The sequence below is a fragment of the Streptomyces sp. P1-3 genome (assembly GCF_050613155.1).
GTDB lineage: Bacteria > Actinomycetota > Actinomycetes > Streptomycetales > Streptomycetaceae > Streptomyces.
This window is the reverse complement of record NZ_CP192512.1, coordinates 1,011,269-1,027,673: the sequence shown is the minus strand read 5'-3', so window position 1 is coordinate 1,027,673 and position 16,405 is coordinate 1,011,269. Positions and strand designations below refer to the sequence as shown.

Sequence of the window (16,405 nt, the reverse complement as noted above, 5' to 3'; positions counted from 1 at the left end):
AGCCCCCGGTCACGGGGGAACAACCGGGGGCTTCGCGTTGCCGGGCGACTCGTACGAGCCGCACATTGAGAACGTAAGACCTGTATGGCCCCCAGGTCAAGCCGAGTTGGGGCACTCGTAGCGCCTTGGACGGGCCGCCGGCTCCGCGGACCGCCCGCCGCTACGGACAGTCACGCCGGGGGGATCCCGGTGGTCGCCGCGGGCCCCGGCAGCAGCGCGTACCCCGCCGGACCCCGCCGTACCAGCGTGTCGGCGAACGGCCGCGAGGGGTCGGAGACGAAATGGGCCCGCTCCGCCGGCCGCCAGTCGTCCCAGAACGCGGACAGCCCGGGACCGTCGCGCAGCTGCCCCCGGGACCAGGCGGTGCGGTCGGGGACGTCCATCCACAGGAGCCGGGCCAGGTACGGGCGCACCGCGCGGCGGCCGCTGCCCACGCCCTCGATCAGCACCACGGGCGCGGGCGGCAGCGCGCGCGGCCGGTCCGCGAAGCGCCGCCCCACCCAGTCGTAGGGCGCGTACCGCGCGGTGGTGCCGCGCGCGAGCGGCTGGAGGATCTGCACGCGCAGCCGGTCCGTCCAGGCGAACAGCTCGTCATGGGTGGCGAGGTCGTCCGTGTGAACCACCGGCGCGCCGCCGAGCTCGGCGGCCAGCCGGGCGGCGAAGGTGGACTTGCCCGACCCCGCGTGCCCGTCGACGGCCACCAGCCGGACCGGCCCGCAGGACGGGGGTGCGGCCATCAGGTGCCGGGCGAACGAGGAGAGCGTGTCCATCGGCTCCACCCTAGGTCAGCGGGCTGGAACCGCCAGTGGTCCCTACCAATATTGGTGACGCGGCGCGAGGGGAATCACTGGCCTGTGACCGCTCACAACGGCGATAGTTGTGCACCTGCCGCGCACCCGCCCACTGGCCCGAGACTGGGGGATCCCGTCATGACCGGAAACGGAAGCAGGCCGACTCCACGGCGCACCGTCATCGCCGCCGCCCTCGGCACGGCGGCGGGACTGACCGCGGCCGCCCCGGCCGCCGCACTGCCGGCCGGCCGCGCGACGACCACCGGCTGCGTCGACCACCACGCCTGGAGCCGCCACGGCGACTGGTGCGGCGGCACCGCCCAGGGCGTGCGGGTGATCGCCGGCGCGTGCCCCGGCGTGGTGCTGTCCCACCCGGCGGGCACCACCGAGTACACCGACCCGCACACGGGCACCACCGCCGCCTGGGACTACGCGACCTGGACCTCCCCGGTCGTGCGGCCCGCCGTGCCCGCGACCGAGGCCGTCGTCGCCTGGAACGCCCACACCCCCGCGGGCACCTGGCTGCAGATCGAACTCCAGGCCACCTACACCGACGGCGCCACGTCCCCCTGGTACGTCATGGGCCGCTGGGCGTCCGGCGACGCCGACATCCGGCGTACCTCCGTCGACGGCCAGACGGACGGCAGGAGTTCGGTGTGGACCGACACCCTCTCCGTCGACGACCCCGCCGAGGGCCTGCGGCTGGCCGCGTACCAGGTGCGGCTCACCCTCCACCGCGCGCCGGGCTGCGCGCTCACCCCGACGGTGTGGCGGCTGGGCGTCATGGCCTCCGACGTCCCCGACCGCTTCGAGGTGCCGCCCTCCGTCCCCGGACTCCCCGGCGGCCGGGAGCTGGCGGTGCCGTGCTACTCGCAGAACACCCACATCGGGCAGTACCCGGAGTACGACAACGGGGGCGAGGCGTGGTGCAGCCCCACCAGCTCGCAGATGATCGTCGAGTACTGGGGCCGCGGACCCACCGCCGGGGAGCTGGCCTGGGTCGACCCCGAGTACGACGACCCCCAGGTCTGCCATGCCGCCCGCTTCACCTACGACTACCAGTACGAGGGCTGCGGCAACTGGCCCTTCAACGCCGCCTACGCCGCCACGTACCGCGACCTGCGCGGCGTGGTGACCCGGCTGGACGGCCTGAGCGGCGCCGAGCGGCTGGTCGCCGCCGGCATCCCGCTGATCACCTCGCAGTCCTTCGTCAAGTCCGAACTCGACGGGGCGGGTTACGGCACCGCGGGCCATCTGATGACTGTGATCGGCTTCACCGCGGAAGGCGATGTGATCGCCAACGACCCGGCCGGACCGTCCAACGCGACGGTACGGCGCGTCTACAAGCGCCGCCAGTTCGAGAACATCTGGCTGCGCACCAAGCGCTACAACGACACCGGCAAGGTCGTCTCCGGTACCGGAGGAGTTTGCTATCTGTATTTTCCGGCGCGGCTGAACGCGTCGCAGAAGCGGGCGCTGGCCTCCGTCGGAGTCTGCTGATCGAGCGGCGGAAACGCGGTACGTTACGTAACCGCGGGTTGTCGTTTCGTAACCCCTGGCCGAATGCGGACCGTTGATTTCCGTTTGCTTCTTCCCATCGAACGGACGATCAGTAGTGTCGGCTCGGCACCGGTGAGACAGGAGCCGGACCGAGTGTTCGACGAGTTGGAGATGCTGACTGATGGAGAACAAGGCGGCGCGGCCCATTGATCCGGACCAGCCGGTTGCCCTCGCGGACGTCGCCGTGCTCCACTTCCCCGAGGGGGCGGGCGGCGACGGCTCGGGCGGGAGTCCGGTGGGCTCCGGAGTATTCGCAGGCGTAGGACGGGAGATATGACCTCGGGCACAGCCGGCAGAGACGGAAGACAGGCTGCCGACGACGGATCGCTGCGGCGGTTCGCGGCCGTCTGGAGCCGCGCCGTCTTCCCCGCCACCGCGACCTCGATGACGCGGGACGAGTTCGAGGAGTTCCTGCTCCCGCTGGCCCGCCGGCTCCAGACGGCGCTGCGCGCCCCGTCCTTCGACACCCAGGCCGCCTACGAGGCCGGCGCCGCCCTGGTGGACGCGCAGTGCACCGACCCCGACGCGCTGCCGCAGATCCTCGGCACGATCGACACCTGCCTCGTGCCGTACTGCGCCCCCGACCTTCCGCTGCCGCCGGAGGAGGCGCGCGCCCGCTGCACCAGGCTCCAGCACGCCCTGGCCGCCGGATTCGTCCGCCAGCTGCGCGAGCGGACCCGCAGCGAGCAGGAGGCCATCTCCCAGGCCGCGCTCGCGGCCGCCACCGAGGCGGAGGTGGCGCTGCACGCCAGCGAGGCGAGGTTCCAGGCGGTGTTCGAAGGGGCGTCCATCGGCGTCTCGATCGCCGACCTCGAGGGCCGGGTGCTGGTCGTCAACGACGCGGTGGCCCAGATGTTCGGCGGCCGGGAGTACTTCCAGACCAGCCGCAACGTCCTGAACTGGATGCGCCGCGAGGACGCGCCCGGCGTGCTGGACCTCTACCACGAACTGGTCTCCGGCAAGCGCGACTTCTACCGCATAGTGAAGCCCCACGAGCATCCTGACGGCAGCGTCATGTGGGTCAACCTGACGGTCTGCCTGCTGCGTGACTCCACTGGCCAGCCGCAGTACCAGCTCGCGCTGCTCGAGGACATCACCGAGCAGCGGCTGCTGGAGGAGCGGCTGCGGTACGAGGCCACCCACGACGAGCTCACCGGGCTGCCCAACCGCACCCTGTTCCTCGAACGCCTCGACGAGGCGCTGGAAGAGGGCGCCGAGACCAAGCGGTTCGGCGTCTGCTACCTGGACCTGGACGGCTTCAAGACCGTCAACGACAGCCTCGGCCACGCAGTCGGCGACCAGCTGCTGATCGCCGTCGCCGAACGGCTGGCGGCCTGCGCGACCTCCCCCGGCGAGATGGTGGCGCGGGCCGGCGGCGACGAGTTCGCGGCCCTCATCGCGGGACCCGACGCCGCCGCCGACACCGCCACCCTCGCCCACCGGATGCTCACCGCGCTCGCCGAGCCCGTCACCGTGGACGGCCGTGAACTGCTGGTACGGGCCAGCATCGGCGTCGTCGAGGGACGCGCGGGCGAGATCGGCCGGGCGGAGGTCATGCGCAGCGCCGACATCACCATGTACCGGGCCAAGGCCGCGGGCGGCAACCGCTCCGTGCTCGCCGACGCCGACTCCAACGCCCGCGTCATCGCCCGCCACAGCCTCACCAACCGGCTGCCGTCGGCGCTGGAGAACGGCGAGTTCTTCATCGAGTACCAGCCCCTGGTCCGGCTCTCCGACGGCAGCGTGCGCGGCGCGGAGGCACTGGTGCGCTGGCTCCATCCGGTCCACGGCGTCCTGGGCCCCGACCAGTTCATCCCACTGGCCGAGAGCACCGGGCTGATCGTGCCGCTGGGTCACTGGGTACTGGAAGAGGCCGCCCGGCAGGCCCGCGCCTGGCGGGAGAACACCGACGGCCTCTGCGGCGGGGACCAACTGCGGGTCAACGTCAACCTCTCCCCGCTGCAGCTGGCCCACAAGACCCTGGTCGCCGACACCGTGGCCGTCCTGAAGGACGCGGGCCTGTGCCCCACCGCACTGTGCCTGGAGGTCACCGAGTCCGACCTGATCGGCGCCGACGAGGACGCGCTGCGGCCGCTGCGCCAGCTCTCCGAACTGGGCGTCGACATCGCCCTGGACGACTTCGGCACCGGCTACTCCAACCTCGCCTACCTGCGCCGGTTGCCGGTCAGCACGCTCAAGCTGGACCGCTCCTTCACCCGGGGCATGCAGCGCGCGCCCGCCGACCCCGTCGACGTCAAGATCGTCGAAGGCATCGTCTCGCTCGCCCACACGCTCGACCTGGCCGTGACGGTGGAGGGCGTCGAGACCGGGGTGCAGGCCGAGCACCTGCGGATGCTGGGCTGCGACACGGCCCAGGGCTGGTACTACGCCCGCCCCGGGCCGCCGGAACGCCTGCACACCCTGGCGCTCGCCGACGCCAGCTAGCGGCCTGCCTCTGAACGTCGACGTCGACGGAGGAGGTCACGTGAGGGTGTCCACGACGTAGGCGGCGGCCTCGGCGATGACGGCCTCGTCGTACTTCGAGTCGGCGGTGGACTTGCTCGACATGATCGCGACGACCAGCGGTGCGGAGCCCGGGGGCCACACGACGCCGATGTCGTTGAGCGTGCCGTAGTCCCCGGTGCCGGTCTTGTCGGCCACGCGCCACCCCCGCGGCATGCCGGCCCGGATGCGCCGGGTCCCGGTGACGCTGCGTTCCAGCAGGTCGCGGAGGAAGGCACGCTTGCCGGCCGGCAGGGCGTCCCCCAGCACGATCCGCTGGTAGTCCACGCCGATCGCCCGCGGTGTGGTCGTATCGCGCGGGTCGCCGGGCCTGGCCTCCGTGATGGCGGGCTCGATCCGGTCCATCCGCGTGACGTCGTCGCCGAGGCCGCGCAAGTACGCCGTCAGCTCGGCCGGGCCGCCGAGGTCGCGGAGCAGCAGGTTGCCCGCCGTACCGTCACTGAAGCGGACCGCGGCATCGCACAGGTCGCGGATCGTCATGCCCGTGGCCACGTGCCGCCGGGTGATGGCGGAGCTCTTCATCAGGTCGGCTTCGGTGTAGGTGACGACGGTGTCCAGATGCGCCATGGGGTTGCGGTGCAGGACGCCCGCTGCCGCGAGGCCCTTGAACGTCGAGCAGAACGCGAACCGCTCGTCCGCCCGGTGGGCGATGGTCGCACCGGAGCCGGTCGCGACGGCGTAGACGCCCAGGCGTGCGTCGAACTTCCGCTCAAGGCCGAGCAGGTGGTCGTGCCGCTGAGGCGGTCGGGTGGGGGAGTGCGACGTGGTCGTCGCGGCTGGGGCGGCGGGCTGCGTCGTGCTGCACCCCGCCAGCGGCAGCAGTGCGAACGCCTTGAGCAGGGTGCGGCGAGTGGTCGGTCGTGCCGTGGCCATCGTCCCTCCGTTGATCGACTACGGGAGGAACGAGCCTCGCAGGGACGTCAGATGCCGTCCAAGACAGAAACCGCCGGATCGATGCCGATCCGGCATTTAGAGTGGTCGCGTGGACGTCATCGCGGCCTGCAAGGCATTCGTCGCCGTGAGCGGGCACGGCAGCTTCACCGTCGGCGCGGCGGCGGCGCGCATCCCCCAGTCCGTCGCGAGCCGGCGCATCGCGGCCCTGGAGAAACACTTCGGGGCCCGGCTCCTCACCCGGTCCTCGCGGAGCGTCACGCTGACCCTGTTCGGCCGGGAGATGCTGCCGTCGGCCCGGCGGCTCGTCGAACTGGCCGAGGCGATGGAGCACGACGCCGAACAGGCCAGGCTGCGCCCGTTCCGGCTGGCCGTGCCGGAGGTCTGCGGTCCCCGCCCGCTGGCCCGGCTCGTCGCCGAGGCCCGGGCCCACGACCTGAACCTCGACCCGCGCCCGGCCGGACCGGACCGGCGCGCCGAACTCGCCCGCACGCTGGAGGTGCGCGCGGCCGTCGTCGCCGTGCCGCCAGACGACGGCGCCTGGCGGGTGCCGTTGGGCCTCGCCGGCCACGCCGACCCCGGCGACGTGCCGGCGATCTACGTGGAGACGCTGCGCGCGGGCCGTGCCGAGCGGGACGTCCGCCGACGCCGGGTGCTGATCCAGGCGGAGGACGACGTGCCACACGTCCGGGACCGCATCCGGCGGCTCGGGCACGCCGTGGGGCTGCAACCCGCCCAGGTCGTCGTGACGAGTTCGCTGGTCGCGGCGACGGCCGAGGTACTGGCCTCGACCGACCTGCTGCTCAGCTCGCACGGCCAGGCCGACGAGTTGGGCCTGCACTGGCGGCCGATCGGCGAGCTGGACGCGGCGCGCGGCTACGACGTCACGGCCCGGTCGCGGGACGACGGCAGGCGGGTCCGGTCGCTGCCGCCAGCGCTGATCGGGCGCTGCCTCGGCGTGCCGGAGGGGGAACCGGACGGGGTGCCGGAGGGGGAACCGGACGGGGTGCCGGACGGGGAACCGCGATGGGCGTGACCAAGGTGCTGCGCGACGCCCGACAGGCCCTCGACGACGCCGGCCTGCGCGGCTCGTTCCTCATCCGCGACCTCGACACCGGCGACGAAGTGGGCATCGACGCCGACGTCGAGTACCCGGTCGCGTCACTGGTGAAGGTGCCGCTCGCGGTCGCCACCCTGGAACGCGTCGCGCGCGGCGAACTCGACCCGGCCACTCCGATCCCCGTGCCACCCGGCCGCAGCACGGTCCCCGGCCCGATCGGCCTGAGCAAGTTCCGCCACCCCGCCACGATCGCGCTGGAGGACCTGCTCTACCTCAGCACCTCGATGAGCGACAGCGTCGCGGCCGACACCCTGTTCGGCCTCACCCCGCCCTCCGCCGTCGCTGCCGAGCTGCGGCGGCTCGGCCACGACGGCATCGCCGTCCGCCACCTCATGGCGGACCTGGTCGACACCCCGGCCGAGCGGTTCCCGCGGGCCGAGGCCCACCTCGCCCACTCCCTCGCCATCACCGCCGGGACGGCGGGCCACGGCCACCCCGTGCCCCAGCTCGACATCAGCCGCGCGAACGCCGGGTCCGCCCGCGCGTACGCGGACCTGCTGCACGGCCTGTGGCGGCCGACGACCATCCAGCCGACCGTCGCCGCCCAGGTGCGCGAGCTGATGGGCGACAACATCGTGCGGCACCGGTTGGCACCGGACTTCATGTCCGACTCGTCGCGGTGGTCGTCCAAGACCGGCACGCTGCTCAATCTGCGGCACGAGGTGGGCGTGGTCGAGCACGACGACGGGCAGACGTTCGCCGTCGCCGCCCTCACCGAGTCCCGCGTGCCCGCCGCCGTGCAGCCCGGCGCGGAGGCGCTGATGGCGCACGTCGCCCGGACGCTGCGGGACGCGGTGCGGATGTGGTGAGCCGGTCACGCTGCCTTGGCCGGGTATGCGGTCCACTGACGGATCGGTGCGTCGGGGACGGAGTCGGTCTTCGGTTCAGCGTGGTTGTCGCGCCAGGAGGTCGGGATCCGGCCATTGTCGGTGAACGGCTAGTTCGGCAGGGACCGTGTCGATGCGGGCGCGCTGACTAGCCTGTCGGCCATGGACCTTGGTCTCATGGGGCGACGTGCATTGGTGACGGCGAGCAGCGGGGGGATCGGCGCGCAGGTGGTGCGGCGCTTGGTCGATGAAGGATGTGCGGTGCTCGTACACGGCCGCGACCCGGTGCGCACGAGCGAGGTCGCGCAACAGCTGCGCGCCGCCGGCGGGACGGTCGACATCGTGCTGGGTGACCTGGCCGACGCGGATGACGCCGGGAAGGTCGCCAAGCAAGCCCACGCGTGGGGTGTGGAGGTGTTGGTCAACAACGCAGGTCCGTTCGTCGAGCACGATTGGGAGACCGCGGAGCCGTCGACGTGGCTCGAGGCGATGAACGGCAACGTCGTTTCGGCGGTACGGATGATTCGTGCACTGGTGCCGCCGATGCGCGAGCGCGGCTGGGGCCGAGTCATCAACGTGGGCAGCCGGGCAGCGACAACTCCACTGCCGAACATGGTCGACTACTCGGCGGCGAAGGCGGCGGTGGTCAACATGACCACCAGCCTGGCCCAACACCTCGCCGGATCCGGGATCACCGCGAACACCGTAAGCCCCGGAGTGATCGTCACCGACGGAATGCGGCGCATGTTCCAGGACGGCGCGCCCGCGCGTGGCTGGCCCCAGCAGTGGTCGCAGCTGGAGCCCCGCGTGGTGGCCGAATACGCGCCGAATCCCACGGGACGGCTGGGTACCGGGGAAGACATCGCGGCTGCGGTGGCTTTCCTGGCCAGCCCGCTGGCCAGCTACATCAACGGGATCAACCTGCGCATCGACGGGGGCATCACCTCGGTCCCGTGACGAACAGAGCGGCTCTTCTTCGTGTTCACGGCCCGCGCCGGGAGCCGGCCGAGTGGTAGATCCACGGGACGCGCTGGGAGAATCGGCGGACATGCGATACATCATCATCGGTGCCGGCGCCATCGGCGGCGCCCTCGGCGCCCGCCTCCACCAGTCCGGGCACGAGGTCGTCCTGGTGGCCCGCGGCGAGCACCACGCGGCGCTGCGGGAACGCGGGCTCACACTCCAGGCGCCGGACGGGAGTCGCACCCTCCGCATCCCCGTGGTGCGGGGGCCCGAAGAGATCGCGCTGCGCGGCGACGACGTGCTCTTCCTGGCCGTCAAGACGCAGGACACGGCGTCCACGCTCGCCGCCTGGGCGGCCCGCCCGGTGTCGGGAGGCGGTTCCGCTGCCCGGCTGCCGCTGATATGCCTTCAAAACGGGGTGGAAAGTGAGCGGATGGCGCTGCGTCACTTCCGGCACGTGTACGCCGCCTGCGTCGTTCTGCCCGCCGCCTTCCTCACCCCGGGCGTCGTCCGGACGTGGTGCGGCCCCCGCACGGGTGCCCTGGTCCTGGGGTGCTTCCCCGAGGGCAGCGACGAGACCGTCCAGCGCATCGCCGACGACCTGCGCGGCTCCACCTTCCACGCCCTGGTCGCGGACGACGCGATGCGCTGGAAGTACGGCAAACTCCTCGGCAACCTGGCCAACGCCGTGGACGCGCTGTGCGGCCGGGCCGCGGACGCACAGCTCCAAGAACTGATCGCCAGGGCCAGGGCCGAGGCGGTCGAGGTCCTCAAGCGCTCGGGCATCGCCTACGCGGAGCCGGAGGAACTGGCCGAGCTGCGCCGCGGGGCCGTGGAGGAGGTGACGGGCACCGCAGCCGAACCGGGGCACAGCTCCACGTGGCAGAGCCTGCGGCGCGGCAGCGGCTCCGCTGAGGTCGACTACCTGAACGGTGAGATCGCCATGCTGGGCCGGGCGTGCGGGGTCCCGACCCCGGTGAACGAAGCGTTGCAACAGCTGGTGAACACCTGGGCGCGGGAGCGCCGCGCGCCCGGCCGCCTCGCCCCGTCCCGCCTCGCCGAACTCCTGGAACGCGCGGCGGTCCCCGTTCAACGGCGCGCCAGCCAGGACTGGTAGTGAAAGGCGCCTGACGGGCAAAAACCCTGGTCAACAGGTTCTTGGGCTGACGGGGCCGGTGAACAGAGTTCGGTTCGGCGGCTATTCGCCGATGGTGCCATCGGCGAGTTCACGCACGATGTCCAGGTGCCCGACGTGCCGGGCGTACTCCTGGAGGAGGTGAAAGAGGATCCAGATCAACGTCGGGCGATCTTCTTCGGCCGGCACGCGGCCACCGAGCGTGGCTGCTTTGTCCTCCAGCCGTGCCTCGGCGACGACGGCGCGGGAGCGTGCGCACTGCTCCTGGAAGAACGCCCTAATGTCGTCGAAGGTCTCGTTCGATGCGAGGTGCCATGGTTCGCCCTTGGCTTTCACGTCACCCCAGGGCTCTTCGATGTGCTCCCCGGAGAAACCCCATCTCATCCAGCGCAACTCGACGCACGCCAAGTGTTTGAGCAGGCCGAGCGGTGCCCAGCCGGAAGGCAGCCGGCTGTGTCGTAGCTCTGCGTCGGACATTCCCTCCAGCTTGCGCAGTACGGCGTCTCGGTAGAAGTCGAGGTAGCCGGTCAGCAGTTCGGTCGGGTCGGTGAGGGTCACCGGGGGCTCTGACGGAGGTTCGATTCTGTGGACCATGGCGGGGAAGCTAGGCGTTATCTGGGCGTTCTGTCCATATCTCTCGCAGGAGCATTATTCGACGTGGAGGCTTCGGGTGGCCTGGTGCGCCGCGTGCTGCGCATGGTCGACGAGGATGCGGGGGGCACGCTGAGACCCTTCCCTAAGGTCCCCTTGCCCCGGGGCTAAGGCACCTCCCGTGCGGCAAGATGCGCAAGCCTGTCGATGTGGCGCCCTCACCTTGGAGACGACGCTGGAAGCACAACAAGAGACCAGCTGGGTCCAAGGAGACCGTCATGTTGCACCACGAGTACCAGACCGCCCGCCAGGCCGAGCTCCTCTCCCGCGCCGCGCAGCGCCGCCTGGTCCGCGAGGCCAAGCAGGCCGCGAAGGCCGCCCGTGCCGTCGCCGACAGCACCTCCGGCGCCGACGGCCGCAAGCACCACGTCTGCGCCGTATGACGGAGCAGGGGTGTCGCGTGGCTGGGCACCCGGCTGCAGCGGCCCCAGCCGACGCCGTAACCGCTGTCCCTCACCTTGTACGACATGCGATGCTCGGCACCGTGCAGAGCAGTCACATAAGCCCCGTCTTCGTCGGCCGCAGCGCCGAGCTGACCGCCCTCGGCGAGACCCTGTCCCGGGCGCACGCCGGGGAGCCCCGCGCCCTCTTCGTGGGCGGCGAGGCCGGCGTCGGCAAGACCCGGCTGATTCAGGAGTTCCTCGGCCGAGCCGCCGCGGACGGCGCCGTCGTCGCTCTCGGCGGCTGCGTCGAAACCGGCGCCGATGCCCTGCCGTACCATCCAGTCTCCACCGCCCTGCGCTCCCTGCGCCGCCAGCTCGGCGCGGAGCTCGACGCTGCGGTCGCGGGCCAGGAGGGCGAGCTCGCCCGGCTGCTGCCCGAGCTCGGCGAGACGGACCGGGGCCGCCCCGAAACCGACGGCCGCGCCCGGCTCTTCGAGCTCACCGTCCGCCTCCTGGAGCGCCTCGCCGCGGACCGGACCCTCATCCTGGCCCTGGAAGACCTGCACTGGGCCGACCGCTCCACGCGCGAGCTGCTCAGCTATCTGCTGCGCGCACTCACCGACAGCCGCCTGCTCATCGTCGCTACCTATCGCACCGACGACCTGCACCGCCGCCACCCGCTGCGTCCCGCCCTCGCCGAGTACGAGCGGCTGCGCACCGGCACCCGCCTCGAACTGCCCCGCTTCGACCGCACCGAGGTCCGCCGCCAGCTCGCCGCCATCCGCGGCGAGGCCCCGCCTGAGCAGGTCCTTGACCGGGTCTTCGAACGTTCCGAGGGCAACGCCTTCTTCGTCGAGGAGCTGGCCTGCAGCATCCTCGAAGGCTCCCCGGGCGGCATCAGCGACTCCCTGCGCGACCTTTTGCTGGTCCGGGTCGAGGCACTGCCGGACGAGGTACAGAGGGTGGTGCGGATCGCCGCCGAGGGCGGCTCCGAGGTGGAGTTCCGGCTGCTGGCCACCGTCACGGGCCTCGCCGAGGACGAGCTGATCGAGACCCTGCGTACCGCTGTCGGCGCCGCCGTCCTGCAGCCCGCCGACGAGGGCGAGTCCTTCCGATTCCGGCACGCCCTGATGCGCGAGGCCGTGGTCGGCGACCTGCTGCCCGGCGAGCGCTCGCGGCTCAGCCGCCGCTATGCCGAGGCGCTGGAGGCCGACCCCACGCTCGTGCGGTCCGAGGAGCGGGCCGGACGCCTGGCCGGCTACTGGTTCGACGCCCGCGACCCCGCCAGGGCGCTGCCCGCCGTGATCGCCGCGGCGGCCGCCGCCCGCGGCCGGCACGCGTTCGCCGAGCAGCACCATCTGCTGGAGCGGGCGCTGGAGCTGTGGGACGACACCCCCGAGGAGCTGCGTCGGCAGTCGATGCGGCAAGGTGTCGAGGATGGCCTGGGTCCGGCCATCTCCCCGGACATGCCCGGGGACTTCGTGGACCTGCTCGCCGCGATCACCGTCGCCGCGCGCCTCGCGGGTGAGCGGGAGCGGGCGCTCGCCCTCTGCAAGCGGGCGCTGCGCAAGCTGGAGGGCGATCTGTCCCCGAGCTCTCGACTTGGCTCGAGCGGCGGAGACCCCCTTCGTGCGGCCTGGTTCTGGACCGAGCGCTACCGGCTGGTGCGCGACCTGTCCCGCTCCGACGGCTGGGACGAGATCGCCCAGGCCCAGAAGCTGTTGAAGGGCCTGCCGCCGTCCGTCGTGCACGCTGATGTACTGACGCATGCGGCGCACTGGTCCGTCGTGCACCAGCCTGCGCGGACCGCTCTCAAGACCGCGGAACAGGCAGTGGAGCTCTGCCGGATGACGGGCGCCGAGATCACCGGGCTCGCCGCACAGCACACCCTGGCCTGGCTCACCATCCACTCGGGCGACGTCGAGGCCGGGCTCGCGCGGGCCCGCGACGTGTGCGCCCGGGACCTGGAGCCGGGCAACGCCAGTGTCGTGCTGAATGGCTACGGCAACCTGTCCACGGCGCTGCACGGCCTTGGCCGCTACGCCGAGGCCGTCGAGACCGCCGAGGAAGGCAGTGGCCTCGCCGAGCGGTACGGGCTGCCGAACACCGCCTCGTTCATCGACGGCAACCTCGCCGAGTCCCTCATCCATCTCGGCCGCTGGGCCGAAGCCGACGAAGTGATCGAGCGGGCCCTCGGCCGCCGTACGGTGAGCGTCCGTATCCGGGCGCTGATCGCCGAGCGGAGGGCCGAACTGGCCCTGGCCCGGGGCGCGTACGACGAGGCCCGGCTCCGGATCGAGGAGTCCGAGAGCAGCAGCACCGGCTCTTACCCGGAGCCACAGCACACCCTGGCCATGGGGCGCATGGCCATCGCGCTGGCGATCGCCGACGGCCGGATTCTCGACGCCCGCTCGCTGCTGGAGTCAGCGGTCGGCGAGGCCATCCCCTTCGGCCACCACCGCTACGGCTGGCCCCTGCTGTACGAGGCCGCGGCGGCGGAGGCGCGGGCCCGGGGGCTCGCGGTGGCCGAGCCGGGGCGCAAGGCGGCGGTGGAGCGGATCCGCAAGGCGATGAAGGGCCAGCCCGAGTTCGTACCGCTGTGGGCCGCGCAGGCCCTGATGACCCGGGCCGAGCTGCTCACCGCCGAGGGCCGGGACGCCACCGCTCACTGGACGGAGGCCGTCGCCGCCACCGAGCAGCTGGAGGCCCCGGCGCTGCTGGCCACCGCCCGGTTGCGGCTCGCGGAGGCCCTGATCACCCAGGGCCGCGCCGGGTCCCGCTCAGCCGCCGGTGAGCTGCTGCGGCAGGCCGAGGCGGTGGCGCGCGAGCTGGGAGCGGCGCCGCTCGAGACGGAGATCACCACGCTGGCCGGCCGCGCTCGGATCCGGCTGCGGCAGGCCGACGGGGAGGCGGCCCCGCCCCTGGCGCCGGCGGCGTCGCTGGGGCTCACCGCCCGGGAGCGGGACGTGCTGCGGCTGGTCGCCGCCGGGCGGAGCAACCGGAGAATCGCGGAGGAGCTGTTCATCTCGCCGAAGACGGCGAGCGTGCATGTCTCCAACATCCTGGCCAAGCTGGGCGCTTCAGGCCGAGGAGAGGCCGCGGCCATCGCGCACCGGCTGGGGGTTTTCGACGAGTGACGCTCCGCCGAGGTGCACAGCTTCCTGGGGTCCGCGAGCTGCGCCCCCGGACCCCGTCAGTCGGCTGATCTCCAGCCGACTTCAGGCTTTAGAAGAACCCAAGCTTCTTTGGGCTGTAGGAACAAAGAACGTTCTTGGTCTGCTGGCGGTACAGCCGCTGCACCCACGTTGACCAGGCCAAATGGTAGTTGGTGCAGCCTGCGGGCGGGGGCTGGTCCGGGAATGGTCCGGATCTCGGTCTGGCGGCGCCGGTTCGGGTCATGCTGCGGCTGCAGTGCGAGCGATTGGGAGCGAGCGGGACGGGACGGGGCAGATGGCTGGCTGCCCGGACGCTGGCTATCTGGGATCGAGAGTGTGGTGGTGGACCTGCGGGATGGTCCAAGATCGTGCGGAGTCGGAAGTCGTGCCCCGGTGTCGGCCGAGCCGCAGCAGGCCCGATTGCCGGCACAGCGGGCCAGTGCAGCGACCGAGAAAAAGGCCCGCACAGCCGAACTCGTGGCGCGACAAACGCTTGTGAGCCACCTCAGCCGGGACTTCAACACGATGATCTCCCAGCTGCGCCTTGCGCCGTGGATTCAGTCCGCGACCATCGACCCGTCGTCGTACCTGCCCGTAGTGGACAACGTCTCGTTCGAAAGCCTCCAGGCCGACGGCGGGGGCATCGTGACCTGCATCAAAGTTGCGACCACCGGGTCTTGGCTGTTACTACGAGCTTGCGGGGCTCGGGGCTTGCTTGGGCAGCAGGCCACGGAGATGGCCGAAGACCCAGGTGTCGACGGCGTCGGGGTAGCCGTTGATCCAGTCCGTGGGCGGCGGGTCGTGTGGTTCAGCCAGGCTGTGGCACCACTGCGAGATGATGTTGTCGCCGAGAGCGAGATCCGTGACGGCGGTGCGCAGCTCAACGGCCTGCTGAAGGATGCGGTCGCGGTCCACTGACCAGATGTCGCCGATCGAGGCGCCTTCGTGGGCGATCCAGTTCCGGGCCTGCCTGGCCTTGTGCAGGGTGTCCATGTCCATGGTCCTGCCCATGGCGTGTGAGGCCAGACTGTGCAGCGTGCCGCCCAGCAGTTTGTCGGCAGGGACTGAGGCGACGGCCTCTTCGAAGGTCATGGCCGCGTCGCCTTGGTGGGCAGTGATCAGGTTGCCGATACGGAGCACGTATTGGCACTTGTCCTCATAGGCATTCGCGAGGTGCAACGCCCGGCCCACCGAGAGGAACAGCGCATCGAGCAGCTCCGGTTCCCGGGGCTTCAGGAGGGTAAGTGACCAGCTCAAGCCCGTCACGTTAGCGCGTGGCTCCCGGTCGCTGCGGTCCCTTGTCCGGCGGACGGCTACTTGCCGCGGGCGATGTCGATCTGGAGTTGCACTTCTCGGTCGACGGCCTTCACGGCCTTCTCGACGAGCTCCTCGAAGGGTTCGAATGCGTCCTCGATGGTGGCATACTTGCGTACCAGCTCGTGCTTGTCGGTGATGGACTCCAGCGCGGAGATCTGGCTTCTCCACTGCGCAATATCTGTCTTGGAGTACTGGTACTTTTTTCCGCGAACCTGTTCGAGGGTCGGGTTTGCGGCAAGGTTTGCTTGCACGAGACGCAGCGCATCACCGCGCACGAGCTGTGGGACCCCAAGGTTGTCCTCGATGAACGTAAGGCCGTCGGTGATTTCGTCGAGCCGGGCAGTGAGGTACTGGGCAAGAGCACTGCGGACTTGAGGCAGGTCAAGACCCACTTCGCGACGGAGCTGCGCGGCGATCCGCTGTGGGAGGCCCATCCCAAGGAATCCCGTGCTGCCTCCGGTGAACCGGGCTAGCTCCGGTCCCAGAGGATTACCTGTGAAGGCCATCATCGGCGGCTTGTACGCCTCCAGCGCGGTACAGGCGGAGTCGAAGTAGATCAGGGTGGCAGGCTGGAGGACCTCGCGTCGCAGCTTGTCGCGGTGGTACATCTCGTTGCGGTACTTGTGCAGCTTCTCTAGGACAGGGCCGAGCGCAGGATCGAGCACCTTTCGGTCGGCCAAGAATGCCACCTTGGCATCGAAGTTCCGGTCGATGTCCTTTAGTTTCGACTTAGAGATCACCCTGGCCTCGATCGAGGGGATCTCCGCCGCCGCTTCTTCGTGCCCGTTGGCCGCGAGGTCCCTGCACTTCGTCAGCAGGTCCGTCAGCAGCTCCTGGTCCCACAGCGCAGTCTGCACCGTCCGGTGAAGGATCAGCTCTGTCACACTGTCGAGGAGTATGTACGCCAGCCGCAGGTGGGGCACCCGCCCTTCCTCGATCAGCCCCTTCGCCTCTTCGAGTTGCACGACTATCAGTTCCAGGCGCTCCATACCGATCTCTCCCTCGCACTGCTCGACATCATCATCCTGCCTCGCAGCGCAGGCGCACGGGCTTGCCAGTTCCGTAGCACAGCAAGGACGGTCGGCCCTC

Annotated in this window: 13 protein-coding genes; 8 read left to right on the top strand and 5 right to left on the bottom strand. The window is 71.1% G+C overall.

Annotated elements, in window-relative coordinates:
- Window positions 1-170: 170 nt before the first annotated feature.
- Window positions 171-770 carry a uridine kinase family protein gene (locus ACQUSR_RS04320; protein ID WP_431041189.1) on the bottom strand — a complete coding sequence of 200 codons (600 nt, stop codon included), beginning with the start codon at window positions 768-770 and terminating at the stop codon, window positions 171-173.
- A 159-nt stretch (window positions 771-929) separates the two neighbouring features.
- Between ACQUSR_RS04320 and ACQUSR_RS04315 the strand changes: the two genes are divergently transcribed.
- On the top strand, window positions 930-2,291 hold the full coding sequence (locus ACQUSR_RS04315; RefSeq protein WP_431041188.1) for a peptidase C39 family protein: 1,362 nt from the start codon (window positions 930-932) through the stop codon (window positions 2,289-2,291).
- A gap of 333 nt (window positions 2,292-2,624) precedes the next feature.
- Window positions 2,625-4,796 (top strand): putative bifunctional diguanylate cyclase/phosphodiesterase, encoded by a 2,172-nt coding sequence (locus ACQUSR_RS04310; RefSeq protein WP_431041187.1) that lies wholly within the window; start codon window positions 2,625-2,627, stop codon window positions 4,794-4,796.
- Window positions 4,797-4,832: 36 nt separating this feature from the next.
- On the opposite strand, the gene bla is transcribed toward ACQUSR_RS04310, so the two are convergent.
- Window positions 4,833-5,747, bottom strand: coding sequence for a class A beta-lactamase (bla, locus tag ACQUSR_RS04305; RefSeq protein ID WP_431041186.1), 915 nt, complete (start codon window positions 5,745-5,747; stop codon window positions 4,833-4,835).
- A 109-nt stretch (window positions 5,748-5,856) separates the two neighbouring features.
- Here bla and ACQUSR_RS04300 point away from each other — a divergent pair, with 109 nt between their 5' ends.
- The 4 genes from ACQUSR_RS04300 (at window position 5,857) to ACQUSR_RS04285 (ending at window position 9,792) form a co-directional block, all read left to right on the top strand.
- Window positions 5,857-6,801 (top strand): LysR family transcriptional regulator, encoded by a 945-nt coding sequence (locus ACQUSR_RS04300; RefSeq protein ID WP_431041185.1) that lies wholly within the window; start codon window positions 5,857-5,859, stop codon window positions 6,799-6,801.
- Window positions 6,792-7,694 carry a serine hydrolase gene (locus ACQUSR_RS04295; RefSeq protein ID WP_431041184.1) on the top strand — a complete coding sequence of 301 codons (903 nt, stop codon included), beginning with the start codon at window positions 6,792-6,794 and terminating at the stop codon, window positions 7,692-7,694. Before ACQUSR_RS04300 ends, ACQUSR_RS04295 begins: the two co-directional genes overlap by 10 nt.
- A gap of 180 nt (window positions 7,695-7,874) precedes the next feature.
- Window positions 7,875-8,669, top strand: a complete 795-nt coding sequence (locus ACQUSR_RS04290; RefSeq protein WP_431041183.1) for an SDR family NAD(P)-dependent oxidoreductase — start codon at window positions 7,875-7,877, stop codon at window positions 8,667-8,669.
- 91 nt (window positions 8,670-8,760) lie between these two features.
- Window positions 8,761-9,792: a ketopantoate reductase family protein gene (locus ACQUSR_RS04285; RefSeq protein ID WP_431041182.1), complete on the top strand. Its 1,032-nt coding sequence runs from the start codon at window positions 8,761-8,763 to the stop codon at window positions 9,790-9,792.
- 81 nt (window positions 9,793-9,873) lie between these two features.
- Here ACQUSR_RS04285 and ACQUSR_RS04280 read toward each other — a convergent pair whose 3' ends face one another.
- Window positions 9,874-10,404, bottom strand: coding sequence for a DinB family protein (locus ACQUSR_RS04280; protein WP_431041181.1), 531 nt, complete (start codon window positions 10,402-10,404; stop codon window positions 9,874-9,876).
- A 275-nt stretch (window positions 10,405-10,679) separates the two neighbouring features.
- Between ACQUSR_RS04280 and ACQUSR_RS04275 the strand changes: the two genes are divergently transcribed.
- Together ACQUSR_RS04275 and ACQUSR_RS04270 are read left to right on the top strand one after the other, a co-directional pair.
- Window positions 10,680-10,844, top strand: coding sequence for a hypothetical protein (locus ACQUSR_RS04275; protein ID WP_431041180.1), 165 nt, complete (start codon window positions 10,680-10,682; stop codon window positions 10,842-10,844).
- 89 nt (window positions 10,845-10,933) lie between these two features.
- Window positions 10,934-13,981 carry a helix-turn-helix transcriptional regulator gene (locus tag ACQUSR_RS04270; protein WP_431041179.1) on the top strand — a complete coding sequence of 1,016 codons (3,048 nt, stop codon included), beginning with the start codon at window positions 10,934-10,936 and terminating at the stop codon, window positions 13,979-13,981.
- A 705-nt stretch (window positions 13,982-14,686) separates the two neighbouring features.
- On the opposite strand, the gene ACQUSR_RS04265 is transcribed toward ACQUSR_RS04270, so the two are convergent.
- Both ACQUSR_RS04265 and ACQUSR_RS04260 read right to left on the bottom strand, forming a co-directional pair.
- Window positions 14,687-15,256: a hypothetical protein gene (locus ACQUSR_RS04265; protein ID WP_327223343.1), complete on the bottom strand. Its 570-nt coding sequence runs from the start codon at window positions 15,254-15,256 to the stop codon at window positions 14,687-14,689.
- A 56-nt stretch (window positions 15,257-15,312) separates the two neighbouring features.
- The gene (locus tag ACQUSR_RS04260; protein ID WP_431041178.1) at window positions 15,313-16,305 is read right to left on the bottom strand and encodes a hypothetical protein; all 993 of its coding nucleotides are present in this window, start codon (window positions 16,303-16,305) and stop codon (window positions 15,313-15,315) included.
- Window positions 16,306-16,405: the final 100 nt, after the last annotated feature.